The sequence below is a fragment of the Longimicrobiaceae bacterium genome, assembly GCA_035696245.1.
Lineage (GTDB): Bacteria > Gemmatimonadota > Gemmatimonadetes > Longimicrobiales > Longimicrobiaceae > DASRQW01.
On record DASRQW010000281.1, the window covers coordinates 1 to 15,673 of the forward strand.

Genomic DNA, 15,673 nt, shown 5'->3' on the forward strand with positions numbered 1-15,673 from the left:
TCCCGGTGCGAGTGTGAGCGCACTTCGCTGGACGCTCCGCACCATCGTCTCTGACTGCACTCGCAGCGTTACAGTTCTGTATCGGTAAGAGAACGAAACAGCCCTGCCCGCAAGCGGGAGAGGGGAGAACTGCCTGTGGGATTTGGGTTTGCAGCGATTTAGTGGCTGGGTGTCGGTAGATGGAAAAACTCACCGCGGCCTCCAAGGGCGGGTGAGGCAAACGAAGGGGTGCGACCACATCGGCCGCACCCCTTCGTTCATTCCGCATCTGCCAAAAACGTCGTGTTGCCTACGTCTCCAGTGCCTGCGTGTGCAGGCCGGCGAGGCCGCCGCCCGGTGCGGTTCCCACCACGTAGCACTCCAGCGTCACCTCGCCCACGCGGAACACGCGCAGGTCCGGCAGCGTGGCGCGCAACGTGTTCTTGAGCGCTTGAAAGCGCGGGACGAGCGCGACCGACACCGCGTCGGCCGGGTCCGCGCGCTCGATCATTCCGGCGAAGAAGCGGTCGAGCGTGACCTCCTCCACGTGCGCCCCCGGCTTGCCCACCAGCGCCGCGAACCGCTCCGGCGACAGGTCGGCCGCGGTGGCGCTCGGGAAGGTGACGAAGTCGAACGGGTTATCGGCCTCGCTCATGTAGCGCAGGTCGCCCGCGGCCGCCACCAGGGGCGCCCGCACCGTGTCTGCGGCGGCGGCCGAAGCCTCGATGTTCACCGGCTCTCCCAATACGTCTCGATGCTGTCGGGCAGCTTGTCCAGGAAGTTGTAGCCGGTGGCCGCCTCGATCTTGTCCACCGTGGTCGTGTACGCCGTCCACGGCTGCGTGGAGATGCCGGTGATGTTGGGCATGTCCACCGCGATCACCTGCAGGCTGCTGGTGCTGGTCACGTTAGCCAGCCCCTGCCCGTACGGCATGATCACCACGATCTTGTAGTTGCGCGTGTTGATCGCCACCTTGCCGGCGTTGTTCAGCGTGCCGCGGCTGCCGTAGCCGCCGGAGATCACGTACATCTCCTTGTTGCTGATCTGCGCCTGGTCCTGAAGGTACTGCTCGAACTTGTACCACGGGCCGCCGTTCATGTCCTGGTACTGCGGGAGGATGTTCGTCATCTGGAACACCTCCTTGTTGTCCGCCACCGACCAGGTGCGCTCTTCGCTGCGGGTCATGTGCCCGCGGCTGTAGCCGCTGTTGGTGTAGTCGCTGGTGGTCACGCGGTAGCAGCCCGTGGGGAGCGACACGTCGGTGGTGAAGCTGCTGGAGCGGGCCGCGTCGCCGAAGTGCGTCTTGTTCAGGTTCCACGACACCCAGTTGGGGATGCCCTTGGCGCAGTTGTACGACAGGGCCTGCGTGCGGCGCGAGATGATGTAGTCGTCGGCCGAGCTCGCGTCCTTTGGCGTGCCGAACTCCAGGTGGTTGTGGTAGATGGCCGACGGGAACGTCGTGAGCCGGGGCTGGCTGGGATCCGTGCGTGGCGCGGTGGGGACCGTCCTGTCCCCCGAGCAGGAAGCTACGGCGAGGACGGCGAACGCGGTGAGGAGCACGCGAACGGAACGGCGGGGCAGCGCTTGGGACATGCAGGTCTCCGTGGAACGGGATCAGGTTGTCCAGCCCGGGCACGACATCTTACGACTCATTCGTACGTTTCGGATAGATGCGCCGTACCGGAACCGTCACGTGCGTCCACCTGCGCCATTTCGCGAGCCATCTCCCCGTGAACGTCAGGGCTGAGCGAAGCTTTTCGTCCCGCTGGTTAGATGCGGAGCGGCGGATGCCGGCGGGCGATTGGCGCCGTCGCGCAAACCGTGACGGCCACGTAAGTTGGGCGTACGGGAGATGGCACCTCTGGCGCTCGATGAACGGTGAGGCGGTGCAATGGAGGTCCATTTCGACGATGTGGAGGGAGCGCTGAAGACGGAGAACCGTGACCGCGGAGGTGGGATGCGAGAGAGGAGTGCGGTGATGGCGATGCTGGCGTCGGCCGCGCTGGCGGGGTGCGCGGGGCCGCGGATGCCCGGGCCCGCGGAAGCGCCGCTCCAGGCGATCGTGTCCGTGACCGAGGGATGGGATGCGAGCGCCGCGACGGTGCAGCGGTGGGAGCGCGCCCGGCCCGGCGCGCCGTGGACCCGCGTGGGAGATGCCGTCCCCGCGGTCGTCGGACGGAGCGGCCTGGGGTGGGGCGTGGGCCTGCACGTGACGCCGGGCGGAGACGGGCCGGTGAAGAGGGAGGGGGACGGGCGCGCGCCGGCCGGCATCTTCCGCTTGAGCACTGCGTTCGGGTACGCCCCGGCGGACTCGGTCGTGTGGATCCGCCTGCCGTACCGCCAGTCCACCGCCGCCAGCCAGTGCGTGGACGACGGCGCATCTGCGCACTACAACACGCTGGTGGAGCGGACGGATGTGGCGCGGCCCGACTGGAGCAGCCACGAGGAGATGCGCCGCGGCGACGAGCTTTACCGCCTGGGCGTGTTCGTGGACCACAACGCCGCGCCGACGGTAGCGGGACGCGGCTCTTGCATCTTCCTGCACATCTGGGCGGGCCCCACCGTCGGCACCGCGGGCTGCACCGCCTTCGCCCCCGCCCGGCTGGAGGAGATCGTCCGCTGGCTGGACCCTGCCGCCCGCCCCGTGCTCATCCAGCTCTCCCGCGCGGAGTACGAACGCCTCCGCGCCGCGTGGGATCTGCCGTAGCTGAAACGGGGCTCTCCACGTTCTGGAGAGCCCCGCCTCTGCAAACCCGTTCAGCACTGCGACCGATTTTTCGTCCTCGCGCAGGCAGTCGGGGTCTCCGCCCGCCGCCGTCCTCAGTTCCGCGCGTCTCCAGCCACCGCCGCGGGCACTGCGCCTGCCTTTCCCGTCGGAAACGTCCACGCGACCACGGCGCCGCCGCTGGGGGCCGGTGCGACGGTGAACGAGAGGAGGCGCCGGTCGATGGGGTTGTTGGGGTGCGCGTGGCTGTAGCGCACGACCTTGAGGCCGCTGAAGGTGCCGATGGCGGCGCCCACCAGCACGTCGCTGGCCCAGTGCTTGTTCTCGTACATGCGCGACGCGCCGATGAGCGTGGCGCCCCCGAACATGAGCGGGCCCACGTACTTGCCCGAGCCGGGCCACCAGCGCGACGTCTCGGCCGTGACGGCGGCGGCGGCGGCGAACCCGGCGGTGGTGTGGCCGGAGGGGAACGACTTGTAGTCGTCGCTCTTGAAGCCGCGGGTGAACCGGAAGTCGTACGGATGCTCCACGTCCACGAACGGCCGGCGGCGCCCCGCGAAGTTCTTCACCACGTCGGTGATGGCGGTGCCGAGAAGGATAGCCTCGGTGCCGTGCAGGCCCAGGTCGGCCACGCGCGGCTGGTGGGTGAGGCGACCCACGGCGTACATGCCCGTGCCGATCACCAGCGAGCCGGGCACGGCGGTCACGTCGAAGGCGCGCGCGGTGTTCTTCAGGAAGTGGCTCGACTGCCGCGAAGAGTCCTGGAGCTCCCGCGCGATGGCGCGGTCAGCCGGCCCAAGGGCGATGGTGGCGAGCACGAAGCCGCCGGCCAGGTAGGCGTCGTGCCGCGTGAACAGCGTCTCCGGCGGCTTCGAGGTGTCCGCCGGCGGCGGGGAGGCTACCTGCTGCGCCGCCGCCGGTAGCACGCCGCCCGCCAGCACTACCGCCGTCCACACGGTCGCGATACCGCTCCTGCATCTCCCACGCATCGAACGCCTCCGTGTTGGGTTACGTGCAGCCGTCCAGCTTCCCTCGCTGCTGCCCAGGGTGCGCCGAGACCGCTTCATCTCCGCCTCGTTACATCACAAGCCGCGCCACCCCGCCATCCACCGCATCCGCCGAATCGCCAAGGACGGGCTACGCCGTTCTTCGCGCCTGCGGTCCCGGCACATCGACCAAATCCGTATCCATCGACGCGCATCGACCACTTCGTATCCGCCGGCCGGCCAGCATCCACCGACTGCTCCATTTCTGCCCGGCTTCCAGCACCGCCGATCTCCCGCATCCGCCACCGATTCACCATCAACCGATCACCCCGCAGTTCGCCCTGCCGTGCATCTCCCGAATCGGAGGGCGTCAGGCCGGATGCGGCAGTGGCGCTGGGGCAGGCGTTGCATCGTCCTCGCGCTCGTGCAGCCGGTAGCCGGGGCCGCGGATGGCGACGAGCAGGGCGGGGACGGCGAAGAGCGTGATGGGCGTCGAGAGCGCCAGGCCGCCGATGACCGCCAGCGCGAGCGGACGCTGCAGCTCCGCCCCCGCGCCGAGGCCGAGCGCGAGCGGCGCCAGTCCGAAGAGCGTGCAGAGCGTGGTCATTAGGATGGGCCGCAGGCGGGTGCGCGCGGCGGCGAGGATGGCCTCGCCCAGCGGTTCGCCCTCGTGGCGCATGCGGTGCTGCGTGAAGTCCAGCAGGATGATGCCGTTCTTCACGATGAGGCCCACGAGGAGGACGAGGCCCATGAGCGACGACACGTTCAGCGGCGTGCCCGTCGCCAGCAGCAGCGCCACGGCGCCCACGAACGAGAGCGGCGCCGCGAGCACGATCACCAGCGGCTCCACGAACGACTCGAACTGCACGACCATCACGGCGACGACGGAGAGCGCGGCCAGGGCGAGCACGGCCAGCAGCGACTTGAACGCCGCCTGCTGCCCGGCGTACTGCCCGCCGATCTCCACGCGCAGGCCGGGCGGCGGCGGGTTGGCGGCCAGCACGGCCTTCACGTCCGTCATCACCTCGCCGAGCGAGCGGCCCTCCACGCCTCCGGTGATGGCGATCATCTGCCGCTGGTTCTCGCGCCGCAGCTCGGCGCGCGAGTCCTCCTCGCGCACGGTGGCGACGGTGCCCAGCGGCGCCTCCTGGTGCGTGGACGGGCTGAAGACGGGCAGGCTGCCCAGCCTCGCGGGGTCGAACCGAACCGCGTCGGGCGCGTGCACCCGCACGCCGATGGTGCGGTCTTCGGCCCGCACCTCGCCCGCGGGGGCGCCCAGGAGCGCGGCGGCGACTTGGCCGTTCACGTCGTCGGCCGTCATGCCGAGCTGGCCGGCGCGCGCCTGGTCCACCCGCAGCAGCAGCTCCGGGCTGGGCTCGCTCACGCCGTTGAAGAGGTCGACCAGCCCGTCCACCTTCTCCAGCGGCGCCGAGACCTTGCGGGCGTACGCCTCCATCTCGTCCAGCCGGTCGCCGAAGACCTTGATCTCCACGGGGTTGGCGCTGCCCGCCAGGTCGTTGATCACGTCCGACAGGATCTGCACGAACTCCACCTGCAGCCGCGGCACCTGGTGCTCCAGCCGGCCGCGCACGTCCTCGATGACCTGGAAGATGGTGCGCGAGCGCTGGCTGCGCGGCTTGAGGCGCACGACCATGTCACCCACGTTCTGCTCCGTGGCGAACAGCCCGAGCTCGGCGCCCGTGCGCCGCGACGTGCCCTCGATCTCGGGCGTCTGCGCCAGGATGCGCTCGGCTACGTGCACCTGCCGGTCGGTTTCCTCCAGCGCCGTGCCGCCGGGCGTGAAGTAGTCGAGCACGAACGCGCCCTCGTCCATCTCCGGAAGGAAGCCGGTGCCCACGAACTTCTGCGCGAAGTAGCCGCCGACGATGAGCAAGACGGCGGGGATCACCACCAGGCGCGGCCTCCGCAGCAGCGCGGCCAGTGCCCGCTCGTACCGCAGCGTGAGCCGGTGGAGGAAGCGGGCGATGCGGGCCGGGATGCCGCGCCAGCCGCGGGGGATGGGCCCTTCGGGATCCTCCTCTTCCCCCGCCTTCACGAACTGCTCCGCCAGCAGCGGGATCAGCGTGAGCGCCAGGAAGAGCGAGACGAGGACGGCGAGCGAGAGGGTGATGGAGAGCGCCTTGAAGAACTGGCCGACCACGCCCTCCAGCAGGCCCAGCGGGACGAAGACCACCACTGTGGTGATGGTGGAGGTGACCACCGGCCACACCAGCTCCGCCACGGCGTCGCGGATCGCCAGCGAGCGGTCCGGCGTGAAGGCCAGGTGCCGCGCGATGTTCTCCGTCACCACGACCGAGTCGTCGATCACCAGGCCGATGGCGATGGCCATGCCGCCCAGACTCATCAGGTTGAACGTCTGCCCCAGCAGCCACATGCCGAACACGCTGATGGCCATGGTGATGGGGATGGACGCGGCGCTGATGGCGGTGATGGGGCCGTGGCGGAGGAAGAGCAGGAGGATGACGACTGCCAGGATGGCGCCGATGAGCATGGCGTCGCGCACGGAGCCCACGGCGTCGCGCACCAGCACGGCCTGGTCGTACACGGGCGTGACGGTCACGCCGCGGGGCAGCGTCTTCTGAAGCTCCGCCATCACCGCCTGCACGCTGTCGGCGATGGCGACGGTGCTGCCGCCCACCTGGCGCGTGACGTTGATGAGCGCGGCGGGCCTGCCGTTGCCCGCCACCAGGCGGGTGTGGTCCTCCGTCCCCAGCCGCACCTCCGCCAGGTCGCTCACGCGCGTGCCGGGGCGCACGACGACGTTGGCGACGTCATCCACCGTATGCGTCTCCTGGTCGGTGACGACGAGGAGCTGCTTGTAGTCCTGCGACACGCGCCCCACGGCGGCGCTGTTCATCTCCGCCTTGATCGCGTCGGCCAGGTCGCCGTAGCTCAGGCCCAGCGTCGTCAATCGCGCCGGGTCGGCCACCACCTCGATCTCGCGCACGTCGCTGCTCTGCACGTCCACGCGCCCCACGCCGGGGATGCGGGAGACGACGGGGCGGATGCGGAACTGGGCGAGGTCGTACAGGTCTGTGGGGCTCGCCCCCAGCAGGTTGTACGAGAGGATGGGGAAGACGCTGGGCGTGAGGCGTTCGACCTCCACGTCGATGCCGGGCGGGAGCGTCCCCTGCACCTGGCTCACGCGCGCCTGCACCTGCTGGAGCGCCTGGGCCATGTCGGTATTGGGCAGGAAGTCGACGTTCACCTCCGCGCTGCCGCGGATGGACCGCGACCTCACGCGCAGCACGCCGGGGACGACGCTCACCGCCTCCTCGATGGGGCGCGAGATGCCGAACACCACCTGCCGCGCCCCCAGCGCCGAGCCCTGGGCTACGATGCCGATGCGCGGAAAGGTCAGCTCCGGGTAGATGGCCGATGGCATGCGCAGCGCCGCCCACACGCCCGCCGCGCTCACCAGCGCGACGAGGAGGTAGACGAACCGCCGCTGGCGGGAGAGGAGGCCGGAGAGCGTCACGGCGTGCCCCGGCGGATGCGCGCGCCGTCCTGCACGCCGTACGCGCCCTTGCCCACCACAGTCTCGCCGCCCTTCAGCCCGCTCGTCACCTCCACCGCATCCGGATGGCGGGCGCCGACGGTGACCTCCTGCGCGTGGGCGATGCCTTTGGCGTCGACCACGAAGACGCGAAGGCCCGTGCCCTCCGGCACCAGCGCCTCCGGCGGCACGGTCACGGCCGCGGGATGCTCGGCGATGCCGATCTCGGCGTACACGTCCTGGCCCACGAACAGGTTGCCCGACGCGTGGGGGATGGTGGCGCGCACCTGCACGCTGCCGCTGGCGGTGTCGATGGCCGCGCCCACGCCGGCGACGACGCCGGTGCCGAGCAGGACGCCGCTCGCGTCGCGACCCGCCATCACCCGCACGGGCATGCCGCCGCGGATGCCGGACGCCTTCTCCGGCGGGAGCGAAAGGGAGACTTCCAGCCCTGCGGGATCGACCACCTGCACCAGCGTCTGCGCCGGGTCCGCCGGCCCGTTCAGGCGTGCGGAGACGGAAGATACGACGCCGGGGATGGGGGAGCGGAGCGTGGCCTGGGCGCGCGTGTGCGCGGCGGTGACCAGCGCCGCCCGCGCGTCCGCCAGCGCGGCGGCGGCGGCCTCGGCGTCCTTCCGCGGGACGATGCCGGCTGCGGACAGGCGCGCGGCCCGGTCGTACGCCTGCTGCGCGGTGGTGCGCGCCGCCTCCGCCTTGCGCGCGTCGGCCTCCCACGCCGTCGCGTCCAGCTCCACCAGCGGCTGCCCGCGTGCCACCCGCTGGCCGGGCGCGACGAGGATGCGCAGGACGCGCGTGGGTGCGGGCGCCGCCAGGTCCGCCATGTGCCCCGGCGCCGCGCCCACGACACCGAGCGCGCCGATGGTCACGGGGAAGGCGCGGACCTGCGCCACCGCGAGCTCCGCCGTCACCTCGGGGATGGAATCGGCCGCCGCCGCATCGCCCGCGGCTGCCGCTTCGCCGCCCTTCTTGCAGCCGGCGGCGGCGGCGAGGACGAGCAGCGCCGCCCCGCATCTCCCGAAACGCGTCACGGCGCGCCTCCCACGGTGCGGGCGAGCGCGGCGGAGGCCTCGGCGCCGCGCAGGGCGGCCAGGTCCTGCACGTACTGCCGCAGGGCGTCGCGGGCGGTGCGCTGCGCTTCGAGGACGGCGGGGAGGGTGAAGGCACCCTCTCGGTAGCCGCGTACGGACATCTGCACCACCCTTTCGGCGTGCTCCAGCAGGGAACGGTCGCGCGCGGCCCGCACACGCGCGGCGGCCCGGTCGCGCTCGGCGGCGGCCTGCGCGGCGGCGGCGCCCCGGCGGGCTGCCTCCAGCTCCGCCTGTGCGCGCAGCAGGTTGGCGCGAGCGGTGGCGATCCCGCCGCGGTTGCGGTCGAACACGGGCAGCGGCACGGCCACGCCCACGGTGGGGAGATATCCCTTCTCCCCGCCCGTGGGATCGTGCCACTCCACGCCCGCCGTGATGGACGGCGCGGCGAAGCGGCCCGCGCGCTCCTGCGCCACGCGCGCCTGCCCCGCCGCCACGTCCGCCTGCGCCGCGCTCACCCGCAGCGGCGTCGCGGCCGCTGCCGTGGAGGCCGGGGGGGCGAGCGGAAGGCCCGCCAGCGAGTCGGCGAGGATGATCGCGACACGGTCCGCCTCCATCCCCATCTGCGTCTGGAGGTCCAGCAGCGCAGCGACCTGCTCCAGCGAGTCGGCCAGCGCCTGGTTCTCGAAGCCGCCCTGCGTGACCGTGGCAAGCTCCACGTCCAGATCGCTGGCGTCGCCCGCGTCGCGGCGCACGCGCGTGAAGCGCACCAGCTCGTCACCCTCGCGCGCGGTTCGGCGGGAGAGCGCGGCCAGCTCCCCTGCGGCGGCGGCCCGCGCGTAGGCGCTCTCCACGTCGAAGCGTACCGCCGCGCGCTCCACCGCCAGCCTGTAGCCCGCCGCCTGCGCGCCCGCCCGCGCCGCGTTCAGGCGCGCCGAGCGCAGCCACGGGAGCTCCAGCGGCTGCTCGGCGATGGCGTGGTACTGCGGGGGCGACTTGCTGTAGGTGAGGCTGGCCGTGGGGTTGGGGAACGCGCGGGCGACGACGACGTCCGCCCGCGCCACCGCTACGTCGGCCTCCGCCACGCGGGCGCGGGTGCCGCGCGCCAGGGCCGCGGCCACGGCCTCGTCCAGCGTCACGCGCTGCTGCGCGGCGGCGGGCGCGGCGATCAGCGCGAGTCCGGCGAGCAGGGCCACCGGCCTGGAGACGAGCAAGACGGCCCGCTTCACGATTGACCTCAGATGTGATCCGTCCACTCGCTCCCCACCACCCTGTTCGTTGATGACCGGCATCCGTGGTCGCCGAAGACGTCGCACTCGCCGGAAGTGCCGGCCAGGCGAGCACGTCCGGAGGCGCGGGACGCTAACGATTCGGAGCTTACGCTCGGATAACGGCAGCGGCACGCAGAACCCAGTCCGCGTATGCGATCTCCGGGCCAGAGACGGTGGAGGCACCCCCCACCGGCCACGCAAGCCGATCCACCTCATTCGCCGGCCACTGCCGAAATCCGCGACGCAATCGTCCGGTTTCGCTGGCGGATTTCCGTCGACGGACTCCGTCTCAGCCGGTCGAATCCGCGAGTGCGCCGCTGTCGGCCGCCGGGAGATGGAGGACGAACTCGTTGCCGCTGCCCGCGGGCTCCGCGAGCCGCAGGGTCCCGCCGTGCGCCTCGGCGATCCAGCGCGCGATGGCCAGGCCGAGACCGGCGCCCGCCGCGCCGCCGGGGTTCGGGCCGCCGGACCGGGAGCGGTCGCCGCGGAAGAAGCGCTGGAAGAGCTTCGCGCGCACGTCGGGGGCGATGGGCGGCCCCTCATCCCGCACGCCGAGCCGGTACCCCCGCCCGTCGCGCTGGACGCTGACGGTGACGAGCGAGCCGGCGGGCGCGTACTTGACCGCGTTGTCCAGAAGGTTCGCGACGAGCCGGTGCAGCAGCGACTCGTCGCCCCGCAGCGGCGCGTCGTCCGCGGCGTCCACGCGGATGGAGATGCGGCGGGGCTCCGCCAGCATGCGCATGGCCCGCGCGGCGTCGGCGGCGATCTCGTTCAGGTACAGCTCGGCGGGCTGGAGCGGATGCTCGCCGGCGTCGGCGCGGGCCAGCAGGAACAGGTCGTCCACGATGCGCGAGAGCCGCCGCCCCTCGCCCTGCACGACGGCCAGCGCATCGCGGTACTCGCCCGCCGGCCGGCCGGCCCGCGACAGCACCACGTCCGCCTCGGCGCGCACGATGGCCACCGGCGTGCGCAGCTCGTGCGCGGCGTCGGCCATGAAGCGCCGCTGCTGCCCGATGGCGCTGCTCAGCCGCTCCAGCAGGCCGTTGAAGACGGTGGCCAGGTGCCCCAGCTCGTCGCGCGGGTTGGGAACGGGAAGCCGCTCGTGCAGGTTCTCGGTGCCGATGCGGGCGGCCTGCGCGCTCATCGCCACCACCGGCGCCAGGCTGCGCCGCGCCAGCAGGTATCCCCCCGCACCCGCCAGCAGCAGCGCCAGCGGGATCGCGATGCCGAACGCGGTGCGTGCCCGTTGCAGCAGCTCGTCGCGCTCCTCCATCGGCTGGACCGCCGCCACCGTCAGCGTCCGCCCGGAGAGCGTCACCTTCACGGGAAAGACGCGGTCGGCGCCGCGCCCCTCCGCGATCGTGAACGCGCGGGGCGCGCCGCGGCGCCGGGCCAACGCGGCGGCGAGCGCCGCGGGGTCGGGCGCAGGCGTGTGCGGGTCGGCGGGGCTGGCGGCCACCAGCCCGCCGCGCCCGTCGAACACCATCACCCGCGTCTCGCCCAGACGGAAGCTGGCCGCCGTCTCCGTCGCCGCGCCGCGAAGCGACGGGTCGTCGCCCGCCTCGCCCGCCAGCTCCCCCGCGAAGGCGTGCGCCGCCTCGGAGAGCAGCTCGTCCATACGGTGCAGGCTGCTGCGGGCCAGGTAGGCGTACGTGGCCGCCGCGAACGCCACCAGCACCGCGCCCAGCACGGCCGTGTGCCACAGCGCCAGGCGCAGGCGCACCGACTCAAGCATCGGACGACGGGTCGCCCAGCAGGTAGCCGGCGCCGCGCCGGGTGTGGATGAGCGGCGGAGCGCCGGCATCCACCTTGGCCCGCAGGCGGTTGATGTTGACCTCGATGGCGTTGGAGAGGGGGTCGTGGTTGTCGTCCCACACGTGGGCGCACAGGTCCGCCCGGCTCACCACCCGCCCCGCGTTGCGCGCCAGGTACTCCAGCAGGGTGTACTCCTTGGCGGTCAGGCGGATGCCCCGCCCGGCGCGCCGCACCGTCTGCGCGCGGGTGTCGACCACCAGGTCGGCCACGCGGATCTCGCTGGGCAGCAGCTCGGGCGCGCGCCGCATCAGCGCGCGCAGCCGTGCCAGCAGCTCGCCGAAGTCGAACGGCTTGGACAGGTAGTCGTCGGCTCCCGCGTCCAGCCCGGCGATGCGGTCGGCCACGGCGTCGCGAGCGGTCAGCATCAGCACCGGCACCCGCGAGCCGCGGGCACGCAGCGCCCGGCACACCTCGATGCCGTCGGGCGCGGGCATCATCACGTCCAGCACCACGGCGTCGTACTCGTTCATCGCCGCCATGCGCAGCGCGGCCCGCCCGTCGCCCACCGCGTCCACGGCATATGCGGACTCGGCCAGGCCGCGCTCCAGGATGCTGCGCAGGTGCGCGTCGTCTTCGGCGACCAGAACCCGCATCTTCCCTACCTGTCGGAGGATGTGCGGCGCGGGGCGGGTGCGGCGGTCGCGCCGTGGCACGTTTCGCGGCCCGCGTCGCGGAAGGCCGACCCCGCCACGGGCACGAACTCCCACGCGTACCGGCCGCGCTCCAGCGACAGACGGAGGACGCCGTGGGTGGAGTCGTCCAGAGCCTCGCTGTTGGGGGTGCGGCCGCGGGCGCGGTACAGCCCCGCGCCGCCGGTGCCCACCACGAACTGGCGGATGCCGCGCGCGTCGTCGCGGCGCCCCGCCGAGTCCATGGGCGCGAACCGCTCGTACATGTGGTCGTGGCCGGAGAGCACCACGTCGGCCCCCGCGTCGTAGAGAATCTGCCAGAACGCCGCCATGCGCGGGCGGGGGCCGTGCATGCCGGAGCTGAACCGCGGCGTGTGCCAGTAGGCCAGCGTGCACGCCGCGGGGTGCGCCGCCAGGTCCGCCCGCAGCCACCGCGCCTGTGGCGAAGCCGGGCCCACGTCGATGCCGCTGTTCAGCGCCACCACGTGCCACGCGCCCGCCTCGTAGCTGTAATAGCCCAGCCCCGCGGGGCCCGCCAGTGAGCCGAAGTAGCGGAAGTACGCCGCCGCCGTCCCGGCGCTGTATTCGTGGTTTCCCGGCACCGGCCGCGACCGTGCACGGAAGCGGCCCCACGTGGGCGCGTAGCACGTGGCGAAGTCGCGGTCGCTCCCGGTGGGGTACGCCTCGTCGCCCAGCACCGCCACCACGCCCGGCATGCGCTCCACTAGCCGCGCGGTCGCCTCGGCCGCGCCCCGGGGGCACTCCGCCACGTCGCCCGCAGCGATCATCGTCGCGTCGCCCCGCCCGGCCCGCTGGGCCCTGGCCGGGAACGGAGCGGCGGCGGCCGCCAACGCGACCGCCGCCGCCACCACCCGGCGCCGGGCGCGGCTTCTTTCAGTGCCTGTAATCCCGGCGTGGATCATTCGTCTTCCCGAGAGAGGTTGGGGCAGGCGGGAACGCCTGCCGGAGCGGCTACGGGCGCTTCGGCGCGGCAGCCTTCTCGCGGCGTTCGGCGCGCGCCTCGGCCCGCTCTTCGGCCGGGCCCTCGTGCTGCTTGGCGATCACGGCGCCCGTCAGCGCGTCCACGTTCACCTCGTCGATCCCGCGCCGCCCGGCCACCTGGATGTCGAAGGAGTAGATGAGCTTCCCGTGCTCGCGCTCCAGCTCTGCGGACTTCACGCGGCCGTTGGGAACCAGCGCCAGCGCCGTGGCACGCGCCGCCGCCTCGGTCACGCGGGCCTGGCGCGCGAGCTGGGCCTGCGTCTCGTGGCGGGGGTGGTGGGCGGGCTGCGTGCCGCCCTGCTGCGCCGAAGCGGCTCCCGCCGTCGCGCACAGCGCGGTGACCAGGGCGATCGTCATGATCTTCATCGGGTTCTCTTTCGGTCGGGTACGTGGGCCCGTGGGGCAGCCCGGCGGCCGGCGCGTTCGCGTAGCCGTTGTAACCAAGCTATCCCGCAATACCTTGCGGCTCGATAACGGCCGCGCGGCGCGTGGGAAGGGTTCGGGAGATGGCGTCCGGCGTCCTGCCGGAGGCCGTGCGGCCGGCTGTTTCGGGAGATGCGACGACGGTGCCGCGCGGGGAACGGCATCTTCCGGGCACTGGAACGCAGATGGTTTTCCGCATCTTCCCCGCTGTGGCGAGGCGCGGTGGCGACGGGAGATGCGCTGCGCTGCCGGCCGCCTACCCCGCGCCGGATCCCCAGTCCCCGCCCAGCTCCACCTCGCAGAGCTCGCTGGGTGCCGCCGGGTCGTCGAGGTCCAGGACGACGAAGAGGCGCGCGGGATCGTCCTCCGCCGGCACCAGGCCCTCGATCTTGCCGGCGAACCGGCGCCCGTCCGCGTCCGCCACCACCGTCCAGCGCGGCACGCCGTCGCGCCCGATCACGCCCAGCGCGGAGCCCGCGACCGGGCCGTCGCGCGTCGCGTCCGGCGATTCCTCCGCCGCGGCGGAGAAGAGGACGGTCGATCCGGCCGCCACCGCGTCCGTGAACGTCAGCCTCGCCCCGCCGATGCTGCCAAGCTCGTACTGCACGACACGGGAGATGCGCGGCGGCCCGGACGACTCCGGCGCGCCGAGGTACGCGAGGAGCGCGGCCAGATCGAGGTCGCACGTCGCGTCCACCGGCAGGAGGCTAGCGGTGGGCGCGCCGTTGCCGCGGTTGAAGAGGCGCACCGCGCCGTGCACCAGCGCCGCGCCTTCCACGTTCAGCTCGCTCCCGGCGAAGTCAGTCTCTGCCCGCAGCGCGGCGTACAGCGCGCGCGCATCCACCATCGTCGCATACGGCTCCGCATCTCCCCAGCCGCGGAACACGGCGATGGTTTCGCGCACGGGCGTGGAGCCGGAACCGAACGCCAGCAGCCAGTCGCCGTCGGCAGCGGGCACGACGACGGCGGCCTCCAGGTCGAGCTTGAAACGCTTGTTGCCGCGCACGTCGTCGAACTGGCGCTTGCCATCCGCGCCCGCGGGCAGCGTCACCGCACGCACGGATACCGCGTCCGCATCCACCAGCGCGAGGAAGTTCGCATCGTCCTGCACCACCGCGAGCCGCCGCCCCACGCGCACGATGGACGAGCCCGCGCGGACGTGCGCCGGCCGGTCCAGCGCCGCGTCCGCCCCCGTCGCGTACAGCAGCGGCGTCCGCCGCACCACGCGCGCGGCGAGCGAAGCATCTTCGATTCCCAGGATCTTCTGCGTCATCTGTCCCGTCTCACAACGCGGTAGGATCAGAGTTGGCTAGACCAAACATTGACGACTGATCGGGTTCGGAATCCGGCGGACTGGAATGCCGCGCGTCGCAGTTCGACCGATGCGAGGCGCGTCTACCCTTCGCATCCGGCGAGCTTTCGGCATCTCCGGCGGGAGCATATGCTAGAGGGCTCGCGCGAGGAAGATCCCGCCGCGCATGCCCGGCCGCAACGCCGTCTCTTTCCGCTTCCCGCCCGGAGTGCGATCATGCCCGAGACGCAGACGATCTTCGACGCGATCAAGGCTGGCGACACCGCCGCGGTGACGGCGCTGCTGGAGGCGGACCCGGGCCTCGCGGCCGCCCGCGACGCGACGGGCACGTCTGCCGTGACGTTCGCCGCGTACCACCGGCGCGCCGATGCGCTCGCGCTGCTGCTCGCCCGCGCGCCGGAGCTGGACGCTTTCGAAGCCGTGATCGTGGGCGACGAGGACCGCCTGCGCGCGCTGTTGGATGCCGATCCGTCGCTGCTGCACGCGTACAGCGGCGACGGGACCACGCTGCTGCACTTCGCGGCGTTCTTCCGGCACGCGCCCATCGTCCGCCTGCTGCTGGAGCGCGGGGCCGATGCGCGGGCGCGGACCCGCAACGCGATGGCGAACACGCCGCTGCACGCCGCCCTCGCCGGCCACCTTTCCGTGGAGGACGTGCGCCTCTTGCTGGACGCGGGCGCCGACGTGAACGACCGCCAGCACGGGGGATACACCGCCCTCCACTCCGCCGCCATGCACGGCGACGACGAGATGGTCTCGTTGCTCCTGGACCGCGGCGCCGACCCCGCCCTCCCCGCCGACGACGGCAAGACCGCTGCCGACTTCGCCCGCACCGCGGGTCACGCCACGCTCGCGGACCGGCTGGCGGGTCAGGCCGCACCCGGCTGAAGCGAAGGCGCGGACCGGGAGACGCCCCCTCCCCCAGCCCCTCCCCCGCAAGCGGGAGAGGGGAGCAACTCACGGCGGCG

The 15,673-nt window shown here is 72.6% G+C and carries 13 protein-coding genes; 2 read left to right on the forward strand and 11 right to left on the reverse strand.

What is annotated here, in order from left to right; all coding sequences use genetic code 11:
* Positions 1–289: 289 nt before the first annotated feature.
* Together VFE05_13035 and VFE05_13040 are read right to left on the reverse strand one after the other, a co-directional pair.
* A complete protein-coding gene (locus VFE05_13035) occupies positions 290–712 on the reverse strand; it encodes a nuclease A inhibitor family protein (GenBank protein ID HET6230990.1) in 423 nt (140 codons plus the stop codon).
* Entirely contained in the window at positions 709–1,572 is an 864-nt protein-coding gene (locus VFE05_13040) for a DNA/RNA non-specific endonuclease (protein ID HET6230991.1), read from the reverse strand. The genes VFE05_13035 and VFE05_13040 overlap by 4 nt, the downstream gene beginning before the upstream one ends.
* Before the next feature lie 364 nt (positions 1,573–1,936).
* On the opposite strand from VFE05_13040, the gene VFE05_13045 reads away from it, so the two are divergent.
* Complete coding sequence (locus VFE05_13045; GenBank protein HET6230992.1) at positions 1,937–2,686, forward strand: L,D-transpeptidase family protein; 750 nt, start codon at positions 1,937–1,939, stop codon at positions 2,684–2,686.
* A gap of 113 nt (positions 2,687–2,799) precedes the next feature.
* Here VFE05_13045 and VFE05_13050 read toward each other — a convergent pair whose 3' ends face one another.
* From VFE05_13050 to VFE05_13090, 9 genes are all read right to left on the reverse strand, one after another.
* On the reverse strand, positions 2,800–3,660 hold the full coding sequence (locus tag VFE05_13050; GenBank protein HET6230993.1) for a phosphatase PAP2 family protein: 861 nt from the start codon (positions 3,658–3,660) through the stop codon (positions 2,800–2,802).
* Positions 3,661–4,060: 400 nt separating this feature from the next.
* Positions 4,061–7,189, reverse strand: a complete 3,129-nt coding sequence (locus VFE05_13055) for an efflux RND transporter permease subunit (protein ID HET6230994.1) — start codon at positions 7,187–7,189, stop codon at positions 4,061–4,063.
* Positions 7,186–8,256 (reverse strand): efflux RND transporter periplasmic adaptor subunit, encoded by a 1,071-nt coding sequence (locus VFE05_13060; GenBank protein ID HET6230995.1) that lies wholly within the window; start codon positions 8,254–8,256, stop codon positions 7,186–7,188. Before VFE05_13060 ends, VFE05_13055 begins: the two co-directional genes overlap by 4 nt.
* Complete coding sequence (locus VFE05_13065) at positions 8,253–9,482, reverse strand: TolC family protein (protein ID HET6230996.1); 1,230 nt, start codon at positions 9,480–9,482, stop codon at positions 8,253–8,255. The genes VFE05_13060 and VFE05_13065 overlap by 4 nt, the downstream gene beginning before the upstream one ends.
* A 331-nt stretch (positions 9,483–9,813) precedes the next feature.
* The gene (locus VFE05_13070) at positions 9,814–11,259 is read right to left on the reverse strand and encodes an ATP-binding protein (GenBank protein HET6230997.1); all 1,446 of its coding nucleotides are present in this window, start codon (positions 11,257–11,259) and stop codon (positions 9,814–9,816) included.
* A complete protein-coding gene (locus tag VFE05_13075; protein HET6230998.1) occupies positions 11,252–11,932 on the reverse strand; it encodes a response regulator transcription factor in 681 nt (226 codons plus the stop codon). The genes VFE05_13070 and VFE05_13075 overlap by 8 nt, the downstream gene beginning before the upstream one ends.
* Positions 11,933–11,937: 5 nt before the next feature.
* Positions 11,938–12,891: a metallophosphoesterase gene (locus tag VFE05_13080; GenBank protein ID HET6230999.1), complete on the reverse strand. Its 954-nt coding sequence runs from the start codon at positions 12,889–12,891 to the stop codon at positions 11,938–11,940.
* 49 nt (positions 12,892–12,940) lie between these two features.
* Positions 12,941–13,336, reverse strand: coding sequence for a PepSY domain-containing protein (locus VFE05_13085; protein HET6231000.1), 396 nt, complete (start codon positions 13,334–13,336; stop codon positions 12,941–12,943).
* Between the two features lie 313 nt (positions 13,337–13,649).
* Positions 13,650–14,666: a hypothetical protein gene (locus VFE05_13090; protein HET6231001.1), complete on the reverse strand. Its 1,017-nt coding sequence runs from the start codon at positions 14,664–14,666 to the stop codon at positions 13,650–13,652.
* A gap of 255 nt (positions 14,667–14,921) precedes the next feature.
* On the opposite strand from VFE05_13090, the gene VFE05_13095 reads away from it, so the two are divergent.
* Entirely contained in the window at positions 14,922–15,593 is a 672-nt protein-coding gene (locus VFE05_13095) for an ankyrin repeat domain-containing protein (protein HET6231002.1), read from the forward strand.
* The last annotated feature ends 80 nt before the right edge of the window (positions 15,594–15,673 follow it).